The sequence below is a fragment of the Psychrobacter cibarius genome (genome assembly GCF_016107535.1).
Taxonomy (GTDB): Bacteria; Pseudomonadota; Gammaproteobacteria; order Pseudomonadales; family Moraxellaceae; genus Psychrobacter; species Psychrobacter cibarius.
In genome coordinates this window covers 16,658-41,160 of the sequence record NZ_JABASQ010000013.1, presented here as the reverse complement: position 1 = coordinate 41,160, position 24,503 = coordinate 16,658, and the positions used below count along the sequence as shown (strand labels likewise).

Here is a 24,503-nt window from a genome sequence, read left to right as displayed (position 1 = left end):
CAAACTATTTTCTGCTAAATGCAACAGTCAATACGATCAAAATATCGTTAGATAGCTTGAAATTACGACCTAAAATCTTTTGAGTATAGGCTGATTATAGCAGCTTTTTATAATCGCAACAGGTTAAATTGATGATTTTTGTAAATAACGATAATCCGTTTTGAAAAGTCACGAAAGCCAATTAAATACTATCTAATACATTGATAAGAAAGATATTTTATATCATTTACTATCTATCATTCTAACGTAAAGGTGTCATTTAAGTTGGTGACAGCATTATCTCAAATAATAAATAGGTGATAAGTCAGCATATGCTTCATTGAGATATCGGTAGCCACGGTGAACTTAATACTAACAAACAAAGCGCAAAAAATATCAGTGAAAATGACTGACTATAGGCGATGTATTTAGCAGGTATCACCAAGTCTTTAGGAGAGTCAGGAATACCTTTACGCTTTAGTAAACGCGTCCCGTATATCCATCCAAAGGTAGTATAGATGCCATAAGCCGCAGGTACCGTAATGGCTAGTGGCGTCAAGTCAATCACATATAATATGACAACGGAAATAAAGAACCACAAAGTATCCAAGAGTGAGCTGATTTGAAAAAACTTAGACTTAGGCAATTTGCCATCGGTTTTTTTGAGCATCTCCCCTTCTATCCATATTAAAACAGCTACCACAGCGCTAAGAGTAATATATACGAATTGCGGCGTTAGCCAGTCTGGATAAGATATTTGCACAACACACAACCTGTAATCTATAAAAAATAAGAACGCGCAACTCAATCGTTTTGATAATTAACCAGTAATTGGTTGCACTAAGAATATTCAAAAAAATCAATGAAGGCTAGATATATGAGGCATCGATTGGTCGTTTTCAACCAACACCAAAGCGATTGTGGTTAAAATTTCACTAAAGTAGTGAAAACTAAAAAAACCCACACTATTAAGTAATAGCATGGGCTCTTAGGTCTATATCAGCGATTAATTTCTTAATAGCCTAATACTGAATTAGTTCTTTTCTTTATCGATGATTTTGTTACCACCGATCCAAGGCATCATGCCACGTAGCTTAGCGCCAGTGATTTCGATTTGATGCTCTGCATTGTTACGACGACGAGCCGTCATTGATGGATAGTTGGTTGCGCCTTCAGAGATAAACATCTTCGCGTACTCACCAGACTGAATGCGTTTTAGGGCATTACGCATGGCTTCACGTGATTGCTCATTGATGACTTCAGGACCAGTTACGTATTCGCCATATTCAGCGTTGTTACTGATTGAATAGTTCATGTCAGCGATACCGCCTTCATACATGAGGTCTACAATAAGCTTAAGCTCATGTAAGCACTCAAAGTAAGCCATTTCTGGGGCATAGCCAGCTTCAGTTAGGGTTTCAAAGCCCATTTTCACCAGCTCTACTGCACCGCCGCAAAGTACCGCTTGCTCACCAAATAGGTCAGTCTCAGTTTCATCTTTAAAGGTTGTTTCGATAATACCTGAACGACCACCACCAACGCCAGCAGCATATGACAATGCCAATTGTTTGGCTTGACCTGAGGCATCTTGGTAGATAGCGATAAGATCAGGGATACCGCCGCCTTTTGCAAACTCTGAACGTACCGTATGACCTGGTGCTTTTGGTGCAACCATAATGACATCAAGATCACCACGTGGTACGACTTGGTTATAATGAATCGCAAAACCATGAGCAAAGGCTAGGGTCGCGCCCTCTTTGATATTAGGCTCAATCACGTCGTTATAAAGCTCTTTTTGGAACTCATCAGGCGTCAAAATCATGATGACATCAGCGGCTTTTACCGCTTCTTCTACTTCAGCTACTTTTAGACCTGCATTTTCCGCTTTTTTCCATGAGCCAGAGTTAGCACGTAGACCAACGGTCACATCAACGTCTGAATCTTGTAGGTTAAGCGCGTGTGCATGGCCTTGTGAACCATAACCAATGATGGCAACTTTTTTACCTTGGATGATTGATAGATCACAATCTTTATCATAATAAACGTTCATAAACAGAGTCCTTTTCCTAAATCATGGCTTGCCATGGATAAATAAACACTTAAATTATAATCACCTTATCGAAGTGATGGGTGAGATAAGCGCGATGTTAATGTTTGAATAAATAATTTGACCTACAATAGGTACAGTAAGCACCCATTATAAACTGAGCGTTTTTTCGCCGCGTGCAATACCAATCACACCCGAACGCACCACTTCCATAATACGTTCACGACCAATCACATCAATAAAGCCGTCAAGTTTGGCTTTGTCACCAACGATTTGAATGGTATATAGATTGGCGTTTACATCAACGATTTGTGCACGGAAAACATCGGCACTGCGTTTAATCTCTTCACGTACGCCACCCGTTGCCCGTACTTTTATGAGCATCAACTCGCGCTCGACGTGTACGGTATCTGACAGATTAAGCACTTTAACCACTTCAATCAATTTATGCAATTGCTTGGTGATTTGTTCTATTTTTTCAGGTGACGTAATAGTGGTCAATGTTAAGCGAGAAATACTCGAGTCGTCTGTTGGCGCAACGTTCAAAGTTTCAATGTTGTAGCCACGTTGAGAGAACAAACCGACCACTCGCGACAACGAACCCGCTTCGTTTTCCATCAATACCGAAATCAGATGTTGTTGTTGCATTAGGTACGCTCCCCTTTTGTTAACCACATATCACGCATCGCTTGCCCAGCGATTTGCATCGGATATACATGCTCGTTACGATCGACATAAACGTCAATGAATACCAATCTATCTGTTATTGCCATGGCTTCCGCCAACTGTGCTTCCATGGTCGCAGGATCAGTAATCTTGATACCGACGTGACCATAGCTTTCAGCGAGTTTGACAAAGTCTGGTAGTGAATTCATATAAGAATGGGCATGACGACCTTCATACAGCATGTCTTGCCACTGCTTCACCATGCCTAATTGGGCGTTATTTAGATTCAAAATTTTAACTGGCAAATTATATTGTAAGCAGGTTGAGAGCTCTTGAATATTCATCTGAATAGAGCCTTCACCGGTGATACAAACTACATCACGCTCTGGGTTAGCAAGTTTGGCTGCCATCGCATACGGCAAGCCAACGCCCATCGTCCCTAAACCACCTGAGTTTAGCCATTGGCGCGGCTCATTATAGGTATAATAAAGCGCTGCAAACATCTGATGCTGACCGACGTCACTGGTGATAATAGCGTTACTATTCGTCACTTTATCTAAGGCTTGTACGACCGCTTGGGGCTTAATGCCGTTATCAGTGCTGGTGTCATAACGCAGGCCATGACGCTTACGCCACTCATTAATCTGTGACCACCAATCCAACAATGCTGGTTGATCTAACTCTTTATCATCACCAACAATTTCTATGATATCGGTCAGGACAGATTTGACATCGCCCACGATCGGAATATGGGCATTAATCGTTTTTGAAATAGAGGTAGGATCAATATCAATATGAATAATCGTCGCATTCGGACAGAATTTTTTGACATTATTAGTGACACGGTCATCAAAACGCGCACCAACTGCCAAGATGACGTCGGCATGATGCATGGTCATATTGGCTTCGTACGTACCATGCATACCAAGCATACCCAAGAACTGACTATCAGAACCAGGGAACGCACCCAAGCCCATTAAGGTATTGGTTACTGGTAAGTTTAAACGGTGCGCAAGCTTAGTAAGCTCTTTATGCGCATTGCCTAACACAACACCACCACCAGAGTAAACAATCGGACGCTTTGCAGCAAGCAGCGTTTCAACCGCTTTTTTAATCTGACCACTATGACCTTTCAATGACGGCTGATACGAACGTATAAACACTTCTTCTGGATAAGCGTAAGCAAACTTTTCACTTGGTGCGGTCATATCTTTTGGCACATCAATGACTACAGGACCTGGGCGTCCAGACTGGGCAATATAAAAGGCTTTTTTGACAATCATTGGGATTTCGCTAGCGTGGCGCACTTGAAAGCTGTGCTTCACGATAGGACGTGATACACCGACCATATCTGTTTCTTGGAAGGCATCTTCCCCAATTAGGCTGCTAGGTACCTGACCTGCGATGACCACCATCGGCACAGAATCCATAAACGCTGTTGCGATAGCCGTTACGGTATTAGTAGCACCTGGACCTGACGTCGCTAATACTACACCTGTCTGCCCTGTGACTCGCGAATAAGCATCTGCCATGTGACCGGCTGCTTGCTCATGACGTACTAAAATATGCTCGATATTTTCTTGTTGAAACAAAGCATCATAGATATGAAGAACCGCACCACCTGGATAGCCAAAAATATATTTGACGCCCTCATCAGTCAGTGATTGCACCAACATCTCAGCACCAGATAGCATTATAGGTTCTTCACTACCTTCAGCGAGGCGTTGTTGCTTTTCTTCAAAATTTTTGGCGGCACTCCCCGTTTGGGTATGTCCCGTCATATTCGGACTTTGCGTGGTTTGCGTCACTGTCATCACCTTTTTTTTGTCAAGAATTGGCGTTCATTTATAAGAGAAAACCATGCTATTTACACAAGATGGTTCGTCTTATAGAAATGGCTGCAAATCCTTATCCATATCAAGAATGTGTGCCCACTATCTCTAAGTAACGCTGTTTTATAAGACAGCAGGCTACTCAAACACAGCAATATATGTAAGGTCAGTTTTATGGCAGGAGTCTATCGATGTACAGTGACAAGATGCGTGTGCATCTGTAAAAGAAGCTTATTATTGATAAATAGCAGACAGCACTTACAACAGATTGATTTATACAGAGGCATCGATATTCACAATTTAAATCACTCTCACAACCAATACTAATTTGTAAAATGGTTAGATTTTACGACAGGCTTATTAAAAAGATTTAATTGCTGAATATTTTTCCATGTTTAATACAACCGCTAGAGTCACGCTTAGCGCATTTCAAATAATAAGTTTATCTTAGTCATTGTAGACAGATAAGTCCGGAGACAATACATAAAGTCATCGATAACAATCGTTATGATTACTATCTTTGCAATATCATTGTCACAAAGAAACGAAAACTGCGTAAGCCACTGATAAGTAACCTATCGTCCTCATTTTCAAGTGCCACGGCAATATCATAAAAGCCGCTCACTGACCAATCAACTGCTATTATATTCGATGGTTTGTGAGCTATTGTCAAGAAAAACTTCTAAAGCCCATCCCTAACTATTAGTTATTAAATAATATACATTCATAAGGATTATTTGTTAGAATCGAAAGCTGGTACATTTTTAGTACCATTCCAACACTTAAATGTTATATTGAAACATATATACACATCTGTTTTTTACCCCTTGAGAGGATTGCTACTATGGCATATGCGTCTAAAATAAATACTGCTACCAAACTGCTTATGAGTACTGCGTATGTGCTAATGCTGTCGATGAATGCCAGTCATGCTATTCAAGTTTATAAATCTGTCGGTGCACATGGTGAAGTCAAATACAGCCAACATGCGCCGCAAAATGGTAAAAACATTGAGCTGATTGAATTTCGTAGTGATGGCAGACAAAGCAATGCAGGACAATTGGCTGGCAAAACAGATGCCAATCAAAGTACTAATATTCAAAGCGTAGAAGAGCAAAGAGTTGCAGCGCTTGAAGCGCGGATTAAAGAACAAGAAGCACAAGCCAATGCACAGCGTTGCCAGTCACTCCGCAATAATTTGACCAACTTGAATGTCGGCGGACGTATTTATGAGATGGATGCAAATGGCAAGCGTCAATATTTAGACGGTCGTGAAATTGAGCTCAAACGTGAGCGCGTACAGCAGGCAATTGATCAGTATTGTGGCAACTCAACTACCTAGGTTTAATGATAATTATAGACGTTAATCAATAACTGCATCACATGACGAATGGCTGCTGGCATATCCTGAGCTTGTAGTCCTCGTTGTCCAACCAACCACGTATTATTACTTTGATTGACCAGCGTATCCCCTGCTAATCCATGTATAACAACCGCTTGATGCAAGCTTTGCATTCCTGATGATAAATCTTGTTGTGCTAGCAGACCAGCAATGACACCAGATAACACGTCACCCATGCCAGCTGTCGCCATCCCAGCATTACCGACAGCACAAACATAAACGTGGTGCTCATCTAAGCCCTGCTCTAATATCAAAGAACCTGCGCCTTTTAGCACCCATTCACCACCATAAGTTGTAGCGCACTGTTTTATCGCTTGTAGTCTATTGCTTTCCACCTCACTGATTCTCTTATTCAGTAATCTAGCAGTTTCGCCACTGTGCGGTGTTAAACAAACTTGATGATTAACGCCATATTCTCGCAGCTGACTGACCAATTCATGATGCTCTAATTGCAATGATGCCAAATGATAAAGTCCATCAGCATCAATCACTATTGCCTTTTTAGCTGTCATCGCAGTTTGTAGATACTTTATAAATAACACTTTTGCTTTTTCATCACGACCAAGCCCCATACCAATCGCAATCACAGTGGCTGACTTAATTAACTCCTGCACTCCATCCACATCATGCAAATTGATCGTCATTGCATCTGGTAGTGAAGTTAATAGGGCGCTATGAAAAGCCTCATGGCAAGCAACCGTAATTTTACCTGCTCCTGCCGCCATTGAACTCGAAGCAGACAATATCGCAGCGCCGCCCATACCTTGTGAGCCATCGATACGATTACCGCCAATAATCAGTACATGACCATAGCTACCTTTGTAGCTATTTTGACGGCGAGGACTTAGACCATATGCAGTAGTAATTAGTGTTGCTACTGGCATGAAACTTTTGTCATTTATTGGGTAAGGTAGCAGCGGTATATCAATTACCTTGCCGCTACAATCCATACCATCTTTGGTATGCAAACCGAATTTCCGTGCAATTAAACATAGCGTTATATCAGCTTGTATAGCCACATGCTCAAACACCTCGCCAGTCGAAGCCACCAAGCCACTTGGAATATCAACCGCAATGGCCAAGGTACTATTTCGTTCAGATAACTTATTAAAAGTGCTAATGGCTGTTTTATAAATACCTGTAGGCGCACGATCCAGTCCAATACCAAACAGTGCATCAATATAGACATCGGCTTGCAGATTACCATCTACTCCTTCTTCTAGCTCACAAGCACTATTTTCAAAGCGTTGATAAGGGCAATTGGCCAATAGCGCCTCTTTTAGGGCTTTTTGTGCATCGGAAAATACTGTTGTGTCATTGGTATCAAAATCATCACTCTCAAAACCCACTGTTACCACTTGTACCTGCCAACCCATTTGCTGTAAATAATGAGCAATGAGCCAACCGTCGCCACCATTATTACCCTTTCCAACCCAAATGCTCACTCGATGCTGACGCATATGACGAAGAGGCACATAAGTAGTGGCTGATGAAGAGATATTTAATTGCTTTTGTTCATATAATTGTTCTATGTGTTGCGCCATTTGCCAGGCTGCTTGTTTCATCAACCCAAAACTATCATGCCCCTCTACAAACCATGCTTGTTCCATCGCATAGAGTTGTGCACTGCTATATAACGGGATAGGTTTTGTACTTTTTATAGGTGATAAATTGATCTGATTTTTCATAACTAATCCTTGAGTATTTTTTGCTGATTTTTTATTTTATTGAGATATGATTACTATCATTTAGCATCAGCTTAGCAAACGCTTACATCAACGTATGTATCAATATGAATGTGAAATTATTTGCTTTTATACTTGCGCTCTTAGCTCACTGGCTTATTATATCGATATTCACTCTATCGCCTACTGTCACACATGAATAATCTTCCTAAAGTAAACTTGTCTATCTCTTTAACCCAGCAGAAATCAGCTAAGCAAACCTCTGCTGAACCTAAGCCTGCGTCCGAAAAAAAGATTAAGGTGAATAATAGCCCAACATTTACCACCACAGCAGATGTCAAACAATGGATTAAAGACCAAGCACAGGCTTTAGGGTTTGCCGACTGTGGGTTTTTATCGGTGCATCATCCTTTATTTGCTAAGCAGATTGTACAATTGCAACAATGGCTCGATAAAGGTTATGAGGGGCAACTGCAGTTTATGCATAACAATCATGAACTGCGGGCAAATCCTGACCAACTGGTAAAAGGGGCAAAAACCATCATCAGTGTCCGTATGGATTACCTGACTCAAGCACCAACCCCACGTACGATTACTGACAATGACTACCCCAACCAAGGCATCATCGCTCGTTATGCCAGAGGACGCGACTATCATAAAACGATGCGCAGTCGTTTGAAACAATTGGCACTAAAGATAGAAGCCATGCTTCCTGAGTGGCAATACCTCAATATAGGTTCAGAGCAAGATTTTATTTTTAGGCCTTTTAGCGACTCTGCTCCTATTTTCGAGCGACCCATTGCCGATGCTGCTGGTCTTGGCTGGACAGGAAAGCATACCTTATTAATCAACAAGCAAGCGGGTTCATTTTTTGTATTGGGTGAGCTATTTATTAGCCTCGAATTACCTGATGACAAACCCGTCAAAGAGCATTGCGGCAGTTGTAGCGCTTGTATCGATATCTGTCCCACTCAAGCGATTGTCGCGCCCTATGAGCTCAATGCTGCCGCTTGTATCTCCTACCTCACTATCGAGCACGACGGTATTATTGATATAAAATACCGCCGCGCAATTGGTAATCGCATCTTTGGCTGTGACGACTGTCAACTTATCTGTCCTTGGAATCGCTACGCCAATCTTACACCTGTAGAGGACTTCGCACCACGGCATAACCTTGATAGCAGCAGTCTGCCGGAGCTGTGGCAATGGCAAGAAGCTGAATTTATGAAAAAAACTGAAGGCAGCCCGCTTAGACGCACAGGCTATGTGAACTTTTTGCGCAATATTACGATTGGTCTTGGAAATGCTAATGGTAATGAAGAAACCATTACTCAGTTACAATCAAAGTTGGGCGTACATAACGAAATGCTCGATGTACATATCAATTGGGCCATAGCTGAACAGTACGAGAAGTTAAAAAATCTCTAAATCTTAAGTTTATATACGCCAAAAAAATGCCTCTTATTATAGTAAGAGGCATTTTCTATTTTATTCACACGTATCTCTGACCGTTCAAAAGCCTATTATGGCTTAGGAATACGTAGTACTTGACCAGGATAAATCTTATCAGGGCTAGATAGCATCGGCTTATTGGCTTCAAAGATTTTCATATAATCATCCGCTGAACCATAAACCTCTTTTGCGATCTTAGACAAGCTATCACCAGATTTCACTGTATACATCGTTGACTCAGGCGCATCTTCTTCGATATCAATATTATCGATTACCTTAGCCACGTTTTGTACATTACCAATGGCGATAATCGCTTTTTCGCGATCTGCTTGTGTTTTAGCTTTACCGCTGATTTCTGCAGTATCTGTTGAGCCGTTATACTTGATTTTCAAATCGCTAATATTCAGATTCTGCTGCTGAATACGACGAAGTAAAATATTGGCAACTGATTGCGCAGAAGGTTCGCTACTCTGTACTGGCGTATTGGCGTCTGCTTTTGTTTCTGACTTGGCATCGTGTTTGGCGTCATCACGATTGAAAATTTTATCACCGATATCTTTTGCGAAACTGAACATACCCATTTACATACTCCCTTAAATATTGTTATTTATTATTCATCATTATTCTTTTAATGGCATATACATTCGTATATAACCACACTTTATATATAACTACACTTTGTTACTGCTTACCATTATGAGTATAGACAAAGATAGGTGATGTAGATAGTAATAGTATGTTGAGTAATGTTGATTTGGCGTAGCTTATGTTAACGTATTGATTAGTCACATAACTACCTGTTGCTATAGTAAATTAAGAACATAAAAAAGCCGCCTATCTCTACAGATAGGCGGCTAAAATAACTCGCTAAGCCACTAGCTAATTATAGCTGCGCTTGTACATAATCAATCGCTTTTTGAACAGTCGTTAATTCTGCTGAATCTTCATCAGGAATGGTAATGCCAAAGTCACTTTCAAATGACATAACCAATTCGACTAGGTCTAACGAATCTGCACCTAAGTCTTCCATAAATGATGCATCATTGTTGATATCTTCAACATTCATACCCAATTGCTCAGCTACTGCAGCTTTAACTCTTAGCTCGGTATCATTACTCATGTAGATTTCTCCTTTTTGATCTATTATTTTGGCAAGTCACCATAGGCCTATCATTAGGCTCTACGGCATTGTATATAAAATCATATCTTCAGATTAGCACAGCTATCCGAGTACTTTGTAACTTGTTTTATAGCTGGTTATACATTTTGACTGATGTCTAGTAAAGCCCTGCTATAATACAGGGCTTTGACATAAAAGTATCCGTCATTATAACACCCTTTATTATAGTTTACACTCGTGCACAGAGTTTTTTATTATAACTGTGTAACACTTATTTCTCACCTACATATACATACCACCATTGACAGGAATAACAGCGCCTGTGATATAACTGGCCTCATCACTGGCTAAGAAATGTACGGCGGCTGCAATGTCTTCTGGCTGTCCAAGGCGGCTGATAGGTACCGCGTCTAGCATAGAGTTCAATAGGCGCTCATCAAGCTCGTCCGTCATATCCGTTTCGATCAAACCAGGGGCTACACAATTAATCGTCACTTGTCGTGAGCCAATTTCACGCGCGAGCGTACGGCTGAACCCTTCGACGCCTGCTTTGGTCGCCGCATAGTTAGATTGACCGGCATTACCCATTTGCGCAACGACAGAGGTTATATTGATGATGCGACCACGGCGTGCTTTCATCATACCGCGCACAGCACGTTTACTCATGCGGTATACAGACGTCAAATTGGTATCGATAACATTTTCCCAGTCGTCATCTTTCATACGCATCAGCAGACCATCTTGGGTGATACCTGCATTATTGACCAAGACTTGTACTGCGCCGTAGACGCTCTCAATCTCTTCAAACAGCTTATCAATTTGTGCGGTATCGCGTACGTCTAAAACACGTCCAATACCGCCACTATCGTGGAGATAACCATCAATCAGTTCAGCACCTTTTTCCGTAGTCGCTGTACCAATAACAAAATGTCCTTCTTTGGCGAAACGTTTGGCAACGGCTTTACCAATACCACGGCTAGCACCTGTCACTAGAGTAATCGTACGACTCATGATAACACCTCCATTAATTTATCAAGACGAGCGGGCTTGTCAGTAGGATAGCTCGTAATTGGCTGTGCTTGACGCTTCGCCAAGTTGCTCAATACATTACCACTGCCGCATTCGATTAAAATATTAATTTGTTTGTCAGCCAGCTCTTGCATGGTTTTTGACCATAATACTGGTTGGCTTAATTGCTCTGTTAATGCCTGCTTGATACCTACCGCACTGCTCTCAACACGCGCATGTCGATTTTGGATAACAGGAATCGTCGCTTGATCAAATTTTATTTCTGCCAGAATCTCAGCCAATGCACTACTGGCTGGCTCCATAAGCGCGCAATGTGATGGTACGCTGACCTTTAGCGGGATAGATTTTTTGCCAGTGTTTTGCACTTTATCAATAACGGCATTCACACCAGCAGCATTACCCGATATCACCACTTGTCCTGGACTATTAAAGTTGGCTGCACCTACAATGGCACCCTCGACATGTTCAGTCGCTTGCTCACACAAGTTTTCTACTCGATTGTCCTCAAGCCCTAACACTGCTGCCATGGCAGTATCGACACCTACGACGGCTTCTTGCATCAACTGACCGCGCTTATGTACCAATTTAACCGCATCAGCAAGCGTTATGACTTCAGCCGCACAAAGCGCACTGTACTCACCTAGAGAATGACCCGCTAAATAACAAGGCGCTGTGGTTATTTTTTGTTTTAAGATACGCCAAATGGCGATGCTGGCCGTCAGTAATGCTGGCTGAGTATATTGTGTTTGATTGAGTTTTTCTTCATTTTGACAGATTGCCCATAAGTCTTCACCAAGCGCGGCGCTAGCTTCAGTAAAGGTATCGAGAATCTCTGGATAGATTTCAGCAAGCTCACTAGTCATCCCGACTACTTGCGATCCTTGACCAGGAAAAATTACCGCAATACGTGTCGGCGGCTTTTTTACCATATCGGGTACAGAGGCCATAACCAATATTCCTTATTTAATTGGAAATATCCCTAAAAACAATTGGGGTTTATTATATTATTAGAGGCGATATAAAGCCGTTGCTTTAGTATTTGTCTAAAAAAACGGATTATCGATAAACTATACACTGACGCACACTATTATCATAGTGGATGCTACTGAAACACGTATAGTAAAAGATACCATTCAAATTAAAATGGTAGAGTATATCGGTTCATTTTCATATTTTCTAAAGGCACATGGTAAAAGGTTATTCAAATACCTACCATAAAAGCCAATAGCAAAAAGCCAAGTTATCTAGCCACATAATATATGATAGCGAAATAACTTGGCTTTCTTCAGCTCAAAGCATATTACCTAATAACAGCGTTGCAAAAATAATGACAGTCACCAGTACTATCATTATTTTTGCAATTAGCTATTGAATAGCCAACAATTTAAGCGTCTTGACTAACTTTAAACAACTGGCGACCACGGTAGAAACCATCTTTAGTCATGTGATGACGACGATGTTTTTCACCAGTGGTAGCATCTACGCTTATCTCAGCGATTTCCATACGATGATGTGAACGGCGCATGTCACGACGAGAACGACTTTTACGACTTTTTTGAACGGCCATGATATAGCTCCTATACTTAAAAGGGGATAAGCTTGAAATTCAGCTTTAATCGACACTGACAGAGGCTATATAATCACAACAACCTAAGTCTTACGCATCATTAGTTAAATAGATTGCCACGTATTAAAGTGTTGATTACGTCTAAAATCTATAGTTAGTCTGCAAGATCAGCATCTATCTGCCAGTAGCAGATTGCTAGAATGCAATAAACGGGACATTATACGCATGTTTAGCGGATTAATAAAGCCCTGCTTCTCACTCTTTGGTAGAAAGCTGATGAAAGGTATCATAAATTTATTAAGTAGTACATTGATATATGACTTGTCTCTTAATAAGATTACAACTTGCCTTTTAGCGAGGCTAAAGCAGCAAAAGGATTTTCGCTTTCTTCCTCTTCTGGAATCTCACCAAATTGCTCTACCGTCATTTCACAGTCGTCATGTTTTGGCGACATTGGCGTCTTCAGCAATATCTCATCTTCTACCAATTTTTTGAATGGCAATAAAAGCTCTGGTGCAGGCTCAGTAATAATTTCATCAAGTAATAAATAGTCTTGTTCATCATTGATTGAACGTGCTTGGCTCTCATCTTCTAGTAGCGCAATATTATAATCATCAGACAAATCGATAGCTACTGGCTGTAGGCAACGCTGACAGGTTAACCAAACTTCACCCGTCAGTGTAAATGCCAAATGTAAGACATTATTGCGTCGATACAGATTGGCATTAAGCGAGATGTTTGCTTGTTCATGTTCGGTGGCTAAGGTAGCAGCAAGACGTTTGAAAGCGCTTGGCTCTACCTCTCCTGTCCATTCATATCCAGTATCTGCCCATTTATCCAAAGAAATAGATTCAGGCATACTAGTAGATAAAGGCGCTTTTTTATTATCAGCATAACCTGCTGACGGTTTACTTTCTGGAGTGCTTGACATGCGCGACCTCATTCATCAAAACGGTGTATAATATTGCCTGCCATACTAACGGAAAGCATTAAGCGACGCTAGCGCTAGTATGTTAAATTTATTTGATATGAGCTCTATTTTCATCTCTTTATTTCTCCTATTTATATTCAAAGATAATTCTTCTTTTTATCTTTTATTTGACCAGTGTTTTACCTATGAATGTGTTTAATGATAAACCTGACTTCTCGAACCTACTTTCTCCACTTGAAGCAAAGATACTATTGCAACGTCTCACTACGTTAACCAATACTGTGAATGCCTCTTCCACTGACTCGTGGAAGCTTAAAAACAATCAGTACTTAGAGGATGTAAAAAGTGAATGGCAAAGGTTAGAAAGGTTAGCTACTATCAAAGGCTTAGATGGCACTCCATCATTGGTTAATAAATACGAGCAAGCGGCTACTGATTGGCTCATCCAATTATTCAATAATTTATTCGCTCATCAAAACGTTACATTGGTTCGTGGACAAGGGGAACCAGAGTACTTTCCAGCACAAAATAATGAACCCGCAAAAATTAAATTCGCTCATGGATTTTTTGCTAGCGCATTGCATGAAATGAGCCATTGGTGTGTAGCTGGAGAGGCTCGTAGACGTTTGGCTGACTTTGGCTACTGGTATGCACCAGATGGGCGTACCGCCGCTCAGCAGCAAGCATTTGAGCGCGTAGAGATTAAGCCACAAGCGTTAGAGTGTTTATTTACTCTCGCTTGTGAACGATCATTTGAGGTGTCACAAGATAATTTGTTTGCTGACTTTGATACGAGCAATAGTACATTCGCAAATGACGTCTACCGACAAGTGCAACAATACATCGCTAAGCCCAATATATTACCATCTGATGCTAAGACTTTATTACACGCCTTACTCAGTGTCTCTATAGCTGATCCAGAGTAACAGCAGCATATCAGCATAAAGGTGTGGCATTTTTGCGTTAACGATTGTCTACGCATAGTAACGGCTTGCAATCAAACTTATATTGGCTTTGCGCTATACTAAGAAGGCAGTGATGCTTTTTTAGTAAACTTAGTGAAAGAAGCATACGCGCCACAAATGTTCTACTTAGTCAAAAACTTCACATTTAAAAACCTATAACTATAAAATAAGGAACTGCTATGCAAGTATTTTATATTCATCCAGAAAATCCACAGCCACGTCTGATTGAGCAAGTGGCGGATCTGTTACGTAAAGACCAGCTCATTATCTACCCTACCGATACCAGCTATGCTTTTGGTTGTCGCTTAGGAGCAAAGGATGCACTCGATAAGCTCAAACAAATTCGTGAGCTTGATGATAAACACCAGTTTACCTTGCTGTGCCGTGACTTAAGCGAAATTGCCAACTATGCCGCAGTAGACAATGTACAATTTAAACAGCTCAAAGCGCTTACTCCTGCGCCCATCACCTTTATCCTCAATGCCACAAAAGACGTACCAAAAAAATTGGCACATGCGAAGAAAAAAACCATCGGTATTCGAGTACCTAGCAACCCTATTGCGCAAGCGCTTTTAGAGGCCATGGATGAACCTATCTTAACCAGTTCATTAATACTGCCTAACCGTGATGACATACTAGATGATCCCTTTGAGATTGAGGATTTATTAGGCAATCAAATCGACGCTTTGATAAATGCAGGTGTAAAGACCACTAAACTAACTACGATTGTTGATATGACTGGTAGCCAGCCTGAAATTATCAGACAAGGTGCCGCGGATGTAGATTCACTACTACGGTAATAAACTAAAGCATCAGACACAAAAAAAGCTCCAATTGACTTGGAGCTTTTTTATATACATCTTTTGCTTATTGTAAAATTAGTCGCGATCAACCAATTCTACATATGCCATTGGCGCATTGTCACCATCACGGTAACCACATTTTACGATACGCAAATATCCACCTGGACGGGTCTGGTAACGAGGACCTAACGTGCCAAATAGTTTACCTACCATAGCTTTGCTACGCATACGGCTAAATGCCAAACGACGGTTAGCAACGCTGTCTTCTTTAGCCATAGTGATTAATGGCTCGGCAACGCGACGTAACTCTTTTGCTTTTGGTAAAGTTGTTTTGATCAGTTCATGCTCAAATAATGAGTTAGTCATGTTCTGAAACATTGCCTTACGATGACTGCCGGTACGACCCAGCTTGACTCCACTCTTACGATGGCGCATAGTCAAAAATCCTTAAAGTTTAACGGCTACGATAAGAAAAGCGATCATCAACACGAAGGTCAGCTGGTGGCCAGTTATCTAGGCGCATACCGAGCTCTAAATCTTTAGACGCTAGTACGTCTTTGATTTCCGTTAATGATTTCTTACCAAGATTTGGGGTTTTTAGAAGTTCAGTCTCTGAACGTTGTACCAAATCACCGATATAGTAAATGTTTTCAGCTTTCAAGCAGTTGGCTGAGCGAACCGTTAGTTCAAGATCGTCCACAGGGCGTAATAGCACCGGATCAACCTCTTCTTTCTCTTTCACAGGCTCAGGCGCTTCTTCAGCTTCTAGGTCAACAAAGATAGAAATCTGTTGTTGTAAAATAGTGGCTGCTTTACGAATTGCTTCTTCTGGATCTATAGTGCCATTAGTTTCAAGCTCAATGATAAGACGATCAAGATCAGTACGCTGCTCTACACGAGCGTTCTCAACCTGATAAGCAACACGAAGCACAGGACTAAAACTTGCATCAAGCTTTAAACGTCCGATTGCTTTAGTATCACCATCTTCACGGCGCTGGTTTGCTGGCTCATATCCACGACCCATTACTACACGCAAACGCATCTTAAGATGACCACGATCACTCAATGTACCCAACACCAATTCTGGATTGACGATGTCTACATTATGCGGTAACGCGATGTCTGCAGCAGTAATAGTGCCTGGACCTTGTTTATCCAAGGTCAAAAATACTTCATTTTGGTCATGAAGCGTAATAGCCAAGCCTTTTAGATTCAAAAGCAAGTCAAGTACATCTTCTTGTAGCCCTTCAAGCGTTGAGTATTCATGGTCAACACCATCAATCTCAGCTTCAATGACTGCAGCACCAGGTAATGAAGATAACAAGATGCGACGTAAGGCATTACCAAGGGTATGCCCAAAGCCGCGTTCTAACGGTTCGAGCGTGACTTTCGCAATCGTTTCATTAACCGTATCCACATTAATGGCATTCGGCGTTAGAAACTCAGTTGCATTTAGCATCATGATGTCACCTCGATTTATTAAACTGGTTTAATTAACGTTGATTGCTCAATGCCGTTTTCACGACATCGAGCAGTACGTCATTACTTAGAGTATAGCTCAACGATCAAGCTTTCGTTGATTTCAGCAGGTAGATCAATACGATCAGGCGCTTGTTTAAACGTGCCTTGTAATTTGCTGTGGTCAACATCTAGCCATTCTGGAATACCACGTTGGGTAGCCAGCTCAATTGCGTTTTTAATACGTAATTGCTCGCGAGACTTCTCTTGGATAGCGATGACATCACCATCTTGCAACTGAATTGATGGAATGTTCACACGAACAAACTCATCGCGGCCAGCTTTTTTTACCATCACAGTACGATGACTGACTAGCTGACGTGCTTCGGCGCGAGTTGAGCCAAAGCCCATGCGATAAACAACGTTATCTAGACGGCTCTCAAGCATGGCTAACAGGTTTTCACCAGTAGCACCGCGCTTACGAGCAGCTTCTTTATAGTAATTAGCAAACTGACGCTCTAGTACACCATAGATACGCTTAACTTTCTGCTTTTCACGCAGCTGTAAAGCATATTCTGAGGTCTTGTTACGGCTTACACCGTGTTGACCTGGTGGACGACCAGCTTTTTTCGTTTTTACGTCGTATGGTTTAACGCCAGACTTAAGACCTAAGTCCGTGCCTTCACGACGTGATAATTTGAGTTTTGGTCCAATATAGCGGGCCATTGTTATGTCTCCTATAAGCTTTTGGGATAAAAAGCTTCGTCTTTAATATTAGACGCGGCGCTTTTTCGGCGCACGGCAACCATTGTGTGGGATTGGGGTTACATCAGAGATGCTGTTAACTTTATAACCCAATGCACCTAGTGCTCTTACCGCAGACTCACGACCCGGTCCTGGTCCTTTGACCAAAACGTCGATATTCTTAACACCATATTCTTGAGCCGCTTTACCAGCGACTTCAGCTGCAACCTGAGCTGCAAATGGTGTAGATTTACGTGAACCACGGAAGCCTTGTCCACCTGAAGTGGCCCAAGCCAGTGCATTACCTTGACGATCGGTAATCGTAACAATGGTGTTATTAAAAGACGCATGGATATGGGCAATGCCCTCCGATACTGAACGACGAGTCACTTTCTTGCGACTACGAGTGTCTTTAGCCATCTTTTAGCTTCCTAAGTTAATTATCTTTTGAGAGGGCGTGTCGGACCCTTACGAGTACGAGCGTTGTTCTTAGTATTCTGACCTCTAACTGGTAGGTTACGACGATGGCGGATGCCACGGTAACAACCAAGATCAACTAAACGCTTAATATTCATTGACACTTCACGACGAAGATCACCTTCAGTCATGTAATTTGCAACTTGTGCACGGATAGCATCTAACTGTGTATCATCTAACTGACTAACTTTAGTAGTAGGGGCAATGCCAACTGCTTCTAAGATTTTCTGAGCAGTGGTACGACCTACACCAAAGATGTAAGTTAGTGAAATAACAGCATGCTTATTATCCGGAATGTTTACGCCGGCAATACGAGCCATTGATTTCTCTCCATTAAAGAAAAATAAGCGTTATTTATCAATAAGGCTTTATTTTTCAGATTTGTTGCTGTCAATACTAAAGCTTTTATAATTATTATCGCTGCTTTGACTTGGTTACAAGCCTATTCATTGACGGTCTTATAAAAGTTTTTGCATAAACTACGGCAAGTGGCGGATGATATCCCATCCGCCGTCATTTTTCAAGTGTTAATTGAGATAGTAACAAAAGTCTAAGACTTTATAATACTAAATATTAACCTTGACGTTGCTTGTGGCGAGGTTCTGCTGTACAGATGATATGTACACGGCCTTTACGGCGCACAACTTTACAGCTACCACAAATCTTTTTAACTGATGCTTGAACTTTCATAGCATGCTCCTTTGAGATATCGTACCGCTCATTTAAGGTTGAGTGGGCGATTGAATTAACGTCTGATCATGATATTGATGGGTCATCAAATGCGCTTGGATTTGCGAAATGAAGTCCATTACCACAACCACCATAATCAGTAAAGACGTACCACCGAGTTGAAACGGCACACCAAACGATGACTGGACGACCATTGGCATTAAACAAATAACCGTCATATACATCGCGCCAATAAAGGTCAGTCGGTTTAATACATGATCTAGGTAACGCTGAGTTTGTTGTCCGGGGCGAATACCTGGGATATACGCACCACTACGTTTAAGGTTTTCAGCTACTTCACGTGGGCTAAATACCAATGCCGTATAGAAGTAACAGAAGAAAATAATCATCGCGCCAAACAGAACCAAATATAGCGGCTGTCCTGGAGACAACACCAATGCCATATTCTGTAGTATTTTTTGTGTAAGGGTAGGATCAGTTGATTGACCCACCCACTGCCCTAAACTTGCTGGAAACAACAACAACGAACTAGCAAAAATGGCTGGGATAACCCCTGCCATGTTAAGCTTCAGCGGCAAATGTGACTGCTGCTGAGCATATATTTTGCGACCTTGTTGCTGCTTCTGTGCATAGTTCACTGGAACACGGCGCTGAGCACGTTCAATATAAACGATACCAGCAGTAACCGCGATGCCTAGTAGCACAAAAATAAACAGTACAATCAAGTTCATTTGTCCTTGATTGACCTGTTCAATAGACTGCGAAATCATACCTGGCGTACCAGCCACAATACTCGCAAAAATGAGCATTGAAATACCATTACCTACGCCGCGCTCTGTAATCTGCTCACCAAGCCACATCAAGAACATAGCACCCGCTACCAATGAGGTAACCGCTGGAATATAAAAGGTCAGACCAGAAGATAAAGTAAGATTTTGACTGATTAAGCCAGCACACATTCCTAATGACTGTACTAGGGCCAAAGCAAGTGTCCCTTGACGGGTGTACTTGTTCAACTTACGTCGTCCCGCTTCGCCTTCTTTTTTGAGGGCTTCAAGCGAAGGCAATACTGCAGACATCATCTGTACAATAATCGATGCTGAAATATACGGCATAATGCCGAGCGCCATAATGGACATACGCTCTAGTGCACCACCTGAGAACATGTTAAACATACTCAAAATGGTGTTTTCGTTGCGCGAAAACAGATCAGCCAAGTTGACCGGATTGATACCCGGTACTGGAATATGTGACCCTAAACGATAAACAACCAATGCGCCGATTAAGAATAATAAACGCGTCCATAATTCATCATACTTGCGTATGAATGCAAATGGATTGAGCGGTATACCAGTCGATGACATTGATTGTTTTGACACGTTACTACTCCTCGATGCTACCACCAGCAGCTTCGATTGCTAGCTTAGCGCCTTTAGTCACTTTGATACCTTTAAAGGTATAAGCCTTAGTGACTTCGCCTGACAACATAATACGGGCACGCTTCATGTCGTGACGGATTAGGTTAGCAGCTTTAAGTGTTTCAAGGCTAACCACATCGCCATCAATTTTATTTAGTTCAGAAAGACGTACTTCAGCCGTCTTCATTGCCATTTTACTGGTAAAACCAAATTTCGGTAGACGACGATATAAAGGCATTTGGCCACCTTCAAATCCTGAGCGTATGCTAGAACCTGAACGAGATTTTTGACCCTTTACACCACGACCACCAGTCTTACCAAGACCTGAACCGATACCACGACCACGACGTTGGGCAGTTTTCTTTGCGCCAACACCTGGTGATAATTCATTTAATCTAAGACCCATTACGCTTCCTCCACTTTTACCATGTAGTTAACGCGATTGACCATACCACGTGTTGAAGGTGTATCTTCTACTTCAACAGTATGATTAATACGGCGTAAACCCAATCCTTTCAAGCTCGCTTTGTGGCTCTTTAGGCGATGGGCACCCGATTTAAATTGAGTGACTTTCATTTTTTTCATCGTAACTCACCTAGTCTAAGTTAACCCAAGATTTCGTCTACAGATTTACCACGTTTTGCTGCCATCTTCTCTGGAGTTGACATATCACGTAAACCGTTAAACGTTGCGCGAACAACGTTAGCAGTATTGGTAGAACCATAACATTTAGTCAAAACATCTTTGACACCAGCAACTTCTAATACAGCACGCATTGCGCCACCAGCGATTACGCCAGTACCTTCAGATGCAGGTTGCATATAAACTTTACTAGCACCATGACGTGCTTTGATCGGATGATACAAAGTTGCATCATTAAGCTCAACAGTAATCATATTACGTTTGGCAGCTTCTAGTGCTTTTTGGATAGCAGCTGGCACTTCACGTGCTTTACCGCGACCAAAACCAACACGACCATTGCCATCGCCCACTACAGTCAATGCAGTGAAAGAGAAAATACGACCACCTTTAACAACTTTTGCAACGCGATCAACGGTAACTAAGCGTTCTACTAGACCGTCAGTCTGTTCATTTTTATCATTTTTATCATTTCTAGCCATGATTAAAACTCCAATCCGTTTTCGCGAGCTGCTTCTGCTAAAGCTTTAACTCGACCATGATATTTAAAACCACTACGGTCAAAGGCAACTTTAGTGATACCAGCTGCTTTTGCGCGTTCTGCGATCATTTGGCCCACAGACGTTGCTGCATCAGCATTACCAGTCGCGCCTGAGCGCAAGCTGCCGTCTAAGGTAGATGCCTGAGCAATCACTTCACCACCGGTAGGAGAGATAATCTGGGCATAAATATGTTTTGGCGTGCGAGTAACCGTTAAGCGATGAACGCCTAAGAAACGGATATGCGCGCGGGTTTTCTTAGCTCGACGCAGACGAGCTGCTTTTTTATCAAACATTTCAACTCACCTTATTTTTTCTTGGCTTCTTTGCGAATCACATGCTCGTCACTATAACGAATACCTTTACCTTTATAAGGCTCAGGTGGGCGGAAACCGCGGATATTAGCCGCTGCTTGACCAAGCTGCTGTTTATTGTTTGATTTCAAAACAATTTCAGTTTGCGTTGGGGTTTCAGCTGACACACCTTCAGGCAACGTATATTCTACTGGATGAGAGTAACCAACGTTCAAAGTTACCTTGTTACCAGCAACTTGTGCGCGATAACCAACACCAATTAACTGAAGACGCTTTTCAAAGCCTTCATTCACGCCTTTAACATAGTTGTTAACAAGAGCGCGCATGGTGCCAGTGTGCATCATAGCTTCTTTTGAATCGACTGTAGGTGAGAAAATGATCGCATCATCTTCCTGTTTCAGCTCGACCAATTCATGCAGGCGTAAAGACAAAATGCCGTTCTTGCCTTTCACTTCGACCTGCCGATCGTTCAAAGTAACACTTACGCCGTTTGGCAGTGTCACTGGGGCTTTAGCCACACGAGACATAGGAATATTCCTTAAAAAATTAACTTCTTTATATTAGCGAAAAAACTAACAGGCTAAAAAGCGTGTTAGTTTAGCATAGTTGACTGCGTTAGACACCTATCAATTTGAAATAATTCATTATTACTCAATCAATAGAAGTCTAACAATCATCAAATAGACTTTATCGTCGTGTAGCTTACGCTACAAATGCGACGATTTCACCACCGATACCAGCAGCGCGTGCAGCACGATCACTCATGATGCCTTGGCTAGTTGATACGATAGCAACACCCATACCTTGCTTAACAGTAGGGATAGCGTCTTTGCCGCGGAACTGGCGTAAACCAGGACGGCTAAAACGTTGAATCGTTTCGATGACAGCGCGGCCTTCGAAGTATTTCAATTCGATAGATAGGGTTGCTTTATTGTTTGCTTCTTCAGTAACAACAGCGCTCGCCACATAACCTTCGCTAACTAGCAAATCAGCAATCGATTTACGTAATTTAGAGCTCGGCATTGCTACCGATACTTTGTTAGCCATTTGTGCGTTACGAATACGGGTTAGCATATCCCCAACGGTATCTTGCATACTCATATAGTTACCCCTTACCAGCTTGCTTTACGAACACCAGGCACATCGCCTTGCATGACACGCTCACGCAGCATATTGCGTGATAAGCCAAACTTGCGGAAGTAACCGTGAGGACGACCGGTGATAGCACAACGATTGCGCAGACGTACTGGCGATGAATTGCGTGGAAGAGCTTGTAGCTCTAGCATCGCTTCCATACGAGTTTCGTCACTTGCAGTCATATCACTGATAGTTTCTTTTAGCTTGATACGCTTATCAGCGTACTTAGCAACCATTTTTTCGCGCTTTAATTCGCGGTTAATCATGCTCTTCTTTGCCATAACGTCTTTACCTTATTTAAATGGGAAGCCGAATGCTTTAAGCAACGCGCGACCTTCTTCATCAGATTGAGCTGACGTGGTGATTGTCACATCCATACCGCGGATACGATCAATCTTGTCAAAATCTACTTCTGGGAATACGATCTGTTCTTTGATACCCAATGAGTAGTTACCACGTCCGTCAAAGGCTTTAGGTGAAAAACCGCGGAAATCACGAATACGAGGAATTGCAATGGCAATGAGACGATCTAAAAATTCGTACATTTGCTCACCGCGTAGCGTTACTTTGCAGCCAATTGGCCATTCTTCACGAATTTTAAAGCCAGCAACTGATTTACGCGCTTTGGTGACGACAGGTTTTTGACCAGCGATAGCGGTCATGTCAGCTACTGCACCTTCAAGCAATTTCTTGTCTTGAGACGCGCCGCCTACACCCATGTTAAGTGTGATTTTAGTGATTTTAGGCACTTGCATCACATTAGCCAAACCAAGCTCTTCTTTGATTTGCTGCTTTAATTCTTCGTTATATAAAGATTTTAATCTTGCCATTACCATTACACCCTTAGTGTCTTACGCAGTCGCCACTACTTCACCGTTCGAACGATAGACGCGTTGTTTCTTGCCGTCTTCGCCGAACTGATAAGTAATACGATCAGCTTTTTGGGTTTGCGCATTTAATATTGCGACATTTGAGATATGTAGAAAAGCTTCTTTCTTAAGAATGCCACCTTCAACGCCAGTTGCCTGATTTGGCTTCTGATGTTTAGTGACAATATTAATGCCTTCAACTTTAATACGATCATTTTTTACAGCTTGTACAGTACCTTGCTTGCCTTTGTCTTTCCCAGCAATCACGATAACTGTATCGCCTTTACGTAATTTTGACATGGATTACCTCACAATACTTCTGGTGCTAGTGATACAATTTTCATAAACTGATCACCACGTAGTTCACGAGTTACCGGTCCAAAAATACGAGTTGCAATCGGTGCTTTATTTTGGTTCAACAATACCGCAGCATTGTCGTCAAAACGCAGAACAGAACCATCAGGACGACGAACGCCTTTTTTGGTACGTACAACTACAGCATTCATCACGTCGCCTTTTTTAACACGACCGCGAGGAATGGCTTCTTTAACCGTTACTTTAATAATGTCGCCAACTGATGCATAACGACGATGAGAGCCACCCAGTACTTTAATGCACTGAACTCGTCTTGCACCGCTATTATCTGCAACTTCCAGCATCGATTCAACCTGAATCATAGCGTTACTCCACACGTATGAGCAATAAAAACCAGTTGCTGCCGCTAGCACAGTATGAGTAGT

Annotated in this window: 32 protein-coding genes; 4 read left to right on the top strand and 28 right to left on the bottom strand. The window is 41.8% G+C overall.

Features of this window, described 5'->3' with window-relative positions; all coding sequences use genetic code 11:
• Window positions 1-316: 316 nt before the first annotated feature.
• The 4 genes from JFC08_RS08900 to JFC08_RS08885 all read right to left on the bottom strand — a co-directional run bounded on the left by JFC08_RS08900 (window position 317) and on the right by JFC08_RS08885 (window position 4,506).
• Window positions 317-742, bottom strand: a complete 426-nt coding sequence (locus tag JFC08_RS08900) for a hypothetical protein (protein WP_045454429.1) — start codon at window positions 740-742, stop codon at window positions 317-319.
• A 270-nt stretch (window positions 743-1,012) separates the two neighbouring features.
• Window positions 1,013-2,029 (bottom strand): ketol-acid reductoisomerase, encoded by a 1,017-nt coding sequence (gene ilvC, locus JFC08_RS08895; protein WP_045446660.1) that lies wholly within the window; start codon window positions 2,027-2,029, stop codon window positions 1,013-1,015.
• Window positions 2,030-2,176: 147 nt separating this feature from the next.
• Entirely contained in the window at window positions 2,177-2,674 is a 498-nt protein-coding gene (ilvN, locus tag JFC08_RS08890; RefSeq protein WP_198330444.1) for an acetolactate synthase small subunit, read from the bottom strand.
• Window positions 2,674-4,506 carry an acetolactate synthase 3 large subunit gene (locus tag JFC08_RS08885; RefSeq protein ID WP_176393055.1) on the bottom strand — a complete coding sequence of 611 codons (1,833 nt, stop codon included), beginning with the start codon at window positions 4,504-4,506 and terminating at the stop codon, window positions 2,674-2,676. Before JFC08_RS08885 ends, ilvN begins: the two co-directional genes overlap by 1 nt.
• An 862-nt stretch (window positions 4,507-5,368) precedes the next feature.
• Between JFC08_RS08885 and JFC08_RS08880 the strand changes: the two genes are divergently transcribed.
• Window positions 5,369-5,866 carry a DUF4124 domain-containing protein gene (locus JFC08_RS08880; protein WP_198330443.1) on the top strand — a complete coding sequence of 166 codons (498 nt, stop codon included), beginning with the start codon at window positions 5,369-5,371 and terminating at the stop codon, window positions 5,864-5,866.
• A gap of 2 nt (window positions 5,867-5,868) precedes the next feature.
• Here the strand turns inward: JFC08_RS08880 and JFC08_RS08875 are convergent, their stop codons facing one another.
• Window positions 5,869-7,614, bottom strand: coding sequence for an NAD(P)H-hydrate dehydratase (locus JFC08_RS08875; protein WP_198330442.1), 1,746 nt, complete (start codon window positions 7,612-7,614; stop codon window positions 5,869-5,871).
• 192 nt (window positions 7,615-7,806) lie between these two features.
• Here JFC08_RS08875 and queG point away from each other — a divergent pair, with 192 nt between their 5' ends.
• A complete protein-coding gene (gene queG, locus JFC08_RS08870) occupies window positions 7,807-9,039 on the top strand; it encodes a tRNA epoxyqueuosine(34) reductase QueG (RefSeq protein WP_198330441.1) in 1,233 nt (410 codons plus the stop codon).
• A gap of 95 nt (window positions 9,040-9,134) precedes the next feature.
• On the opposite strand, the gene lysM is transcribed toward queG, so the two are convergent.
• From lysM to JFC08_RS08840, 6 genes are all read right to left on the bottom strand, one after another.
• Window positions 9,135-9,644 (bottom strand): peptidoglycan-binding protein LysM, encoded by a 510-nt coding sequence (lysM, locus tag JFC08_RS08865; RefSeq protein WP_055125278.1) that lies wholly within the window; start codon window positions 9,642-9,644, stop codon window positions 9,135-9,137.
• Between the two features lie 302 nt (window positions 9,645-9,946).
• Window positions 9,947-10,183: an acyl carrier protein gene (acpP, locus tag JFC08_RS08860; RefSeq protein ID WP_025652201.1), complete on the bottom strand. Its 237-nt coding sequence runs from the start codon at window positions 10,181-10,183 to the stop codon at window positions 9,947-9,949.
• 282 nt (window positions 10,184-10,465) lie between these two features.
• Entirely contained in the window at window positions 10,466-11,194 is a 729-nt protein-coding gene (gene fabG / locus JFC08_RS08855; protein WP_045454442.1) for a 3-oxoacyl-ACP reductase FabG, read from the bottom strand.
• Entirely contained in the window at window positions 11,191-12,159 is a 969-nt protein-coding gene (gene fabD, locus JFC08_RS08850) for an ACP S-malonyltransferase (RefSeq protein WP_198330440.1), read from the bottom strand. The genes fabG and fabD overlap by 4 nt, the downstream gene beginning before the upstream one ends.
• Before the next feature lie 437 nt (window positions 12,160-12,596).
• The gene (rpmF, locus tag JFC08_RS08845; protein ID WP_011512869.1) at window positions 12,597-12,779 is read right to left on the bottom strand and encodes a 50S ribosomal protein L32; all 183 of its coding nucleotides are present in this window, start codon (window positions 12,777-12,779) and stop codon (window positions 12,597-12,599) included.
• Window positions 12,780-13,116: 337 nt separating this feature from the next.
• A complete protein-coding gene (locus JFC08_RS08840; protein ID WP_045446650.1) occupies window positions 13,117-13,710 on the bottom strand; it encodes a YceD family protein in 594 nt (197 codons plus the stop codon).
• Window positions 13,711-13,895: 185 nt separating this feature from the next.
• On the opposite strand from JFC08_RS08840, the gene JFC08_RS08835 reads away from it, so the two are divergent.
• Window positions 13,896-14,636: an elongation factor P hydroxylase gene (locus tag JFC08_RS08835; RefSeq protein ID WP_198330439.1), complete on the top strand. Its 741-nt coding sequence runs from the start codon at window positions 13,896-13,898 to the stop codon at window positions 14,634-14,636.
• A 218-nt stretch (window positions 14,637-14,854) separates the two neighbouring features.
• Complete coding sequence (locus JFC08_RS08830) at window positions 14,855-15,475, top strand: L-threonylcarbamoyladenylate synthase (RefSeq protein WP_198330438.1); 621 nt, start codon at window positions 14,855-14,857, stop codon at window positions 15,473-15,475.
• Window positions 15,476-15,553: 78 nt separating this feature from the next.
• Here JFC08_RS08830 and rplQ read toward each other — a convergent pair whose 3' ends face one another.
• The 17 genes from rplQ to rplN all read right to left on the bottom strand — a co-directional run bounded on the left by rplQ (window position 15,554) and on the right by rplN (window position 24,440).
• Window positions 15,554-15,913, bottom strand: coding sequence for a 50S ribosomal protein L17 (gene rplQ, locus JFC08_RS08825; protein WP_021813387.1), 360 nt, complete (start codon window positions 15,911-15,913; stop codon window positions 15,554-15,556).
• Window positions 15,914-15,932: 19 nt separating this feature from the next.
• Window positions 15,933-16,940 (bottom strand): DNA-directed RNA polymerase subunit alpha, encoded by a 1,008-nt coding sequence (locus JFC08_RS08820; RefSeq protein ID WP_045446643.1) that lies wholly within the window; start codon window positions 16,938-16,940, stop codon window positions 15,933-15,935.
• A gap of 80 nt (window positions 16,941-17,020) precedes the next feature.
• Entirely contained in the window at window positions 17,021-17,662 is a 642-nt protein-coding gene (gene rpsD / locus JFC08_RS08815) for a 30S ribosomal protein S4 (RefSeq protein ID WP_010196731.1), read from the bottom strand.
• A 48-nt stretch (window positions 17,663-17,710) separates the two neighbouring features.
• Window positions 17,711-18,100: a 30S ribosomal protein S11 gene (gene rpsK / locus JFC08_RS08810; protein WP_045454458.1), complete on the bottom strand. Its 390-nt coding sequence runs from the start codon at window positions 18,098-18,100 to the stop codon at window positions 17,711-17,713.
• A gap of 20 nt (window positions 18,101-18,120) precedes the next feature.
• A complete protein-coding gene (gene rpsM / locus JFC08_RS08805; RefSeq protein WP_021813384.1) occupies window positions 18,121-18,477 on the bottom strand; it encodes a 30S ribosomal protein S13 in 357 nt (118 codons plus the stop codon).
• Between the two features lie 253 nt (window positions 18,478-18,730).
• Window positions 18,731-18,847 (bottom strand): 50S ribosomal protein L36, encoded by a 117-nt coding sequence (rpmJ, locus tag JFC08_RS08800; protein WP_010196721.1) that lies wholly within the window; start codon window positions 18,845-18,847, stop codon window positions 18,731-18,733.
• A gap of 32 nt (window positions 18,848-18,879) precedes the next feature.
• Complete coding sequence (gene secY, locus JFC08_RS08795; protein WP_173936727.1) at window positions 18,880-20,211, bottom strand: preprotein translocase subunit SecY; 1,332 nt, start codon at window positions 20,209-20,211, stop codon at window positions 18,880-18,882.
• Window positions 20,212-20,230: 19 nt separating this feature from the next.
• Complete coding sequence (gene rplO / locus JFC08_RS08790) at window positions 20,231-20,671, bottom strand: 50S ribosomal protein L15 (protein ID WP_045446637.1); 441 nt, start codon at window positions 20,669-20,671, stop codon at window positions 20,231-20,233.
• Window positions 20,671-20,850, bottom strand: a complete 180-nt coding sequence (rpmD, locus tag JFC08_RS08785) for a 50S ribosomal protein L30 (protein ID WP_010196714.1) — start codon at window positions 20,848-20,850, stop codon at window positions 20,671-20,673. The genes rplO and rpmD overlap by 1 nt, the downstream gene beginning before the upstream one ends.
• A 20-nt stretch (window positions 20,851-20,870) precedes the next feature.
• Window positions 20,871-21,386: a 30S ribosomal protein S5 gene (rpsE, locus tag JFC08_RS08780; RefSeq protein ID WP_010196711.1), complete on the bottom strand. Its 516-nt coding sequence runs from the start codon at window positions 21,384-21,386 to the stop codon at window positions 20,871-20,873.
• 2 nt (window positions 21,387-21,388) lie between these two features.
• Window positions 21,389-21,739 (bottom strand): 50S ribosomal protein L18, encoded by a 351-nt coding sequence (gene rplR / locus JFC08_RS08775; RefSeq protein ID WP_021813381.1) that lies wholly within the window; start codon window positions 21,737-21,739, stop codon window positions 21,389-21,391.
• Window positions 21,740-21,750: 11 nt separating this feature from the next.
• Window positions 21,751-22,284, bottom strand: coding sequence for a 50S ribosomal protein L6 (rplF, locus tag JFC08_RS08770; RefSeq protein ID WP_045446634.1), 534 nt, complete (start codon window positions 22,282-22,284; stop codon window positions 21,751-21,753).
• Between the two features lie 175 nt (window positions 22,285-22,459).
• On the bottom strand, window positions 22,460-22,858 hold the full coding sequence (gene rpsH / locus JFC08_RS08765) for a 30S ribosomal protein S8 (protein WP_045446631.1): 399 nt from the start codon (window positions 22,856-22,858) through the stop codon (window positions 22,460-22,462).
• Between the two features lie 11 nt (window positions 22,859-22,869).
• A complete protein-coding gene (gene rpsN / locus JFC08_RS08760) occupies window positions 22,870-23,175 on the bottom strand; it encodes a 30S ribosomal protein S14 (RefSeq protein WP_021813378.1) in 306 nt (101 codons plus the stop codon).
• Between the two features lie 12 nt (window positions 23,176-23,187).
• Window positions 23,188-23,724, bottom strand: coding sequence for a 50S ribosomal protein L5 (gene rplE, locus JFC08_RS08755; protein WP_011512858.1), 537 nt, complete (start codon window positions 23,722-23,724; stop codon window positions 23,188-23,190).
• Window positions 23,725-23,745: 21 nt separating this feature from the next.
• On the bottom strand, window positions 23,746-24,063 hold the full coding sequence (rplX, locus tag JFC08_RS08750; protein WP_045446626.1) for a 50S ribosomal protein L24: 318 nt from the start codon (window positions 24,061-24,063) through the stop codon (window positions 23,746-23,748).
• 8 nt (window positions 24,064-24,071) lie between these two features.
• The gene (rplN, locus tag JFC08_RS08745) at window positions 24,072-24,440 is read right to left on the bottom strand and encodes a 50S ribosomal protein L14 (protein ID WP_010196702.1); all 369 of its coding nucleotides are present in this window, start codon (window positions 24,438-24,440) and stop codon (window positions 24,072-24,074) included.
• Window positions 24,441-24,503 lie beyond the last annotated feature (63 nt).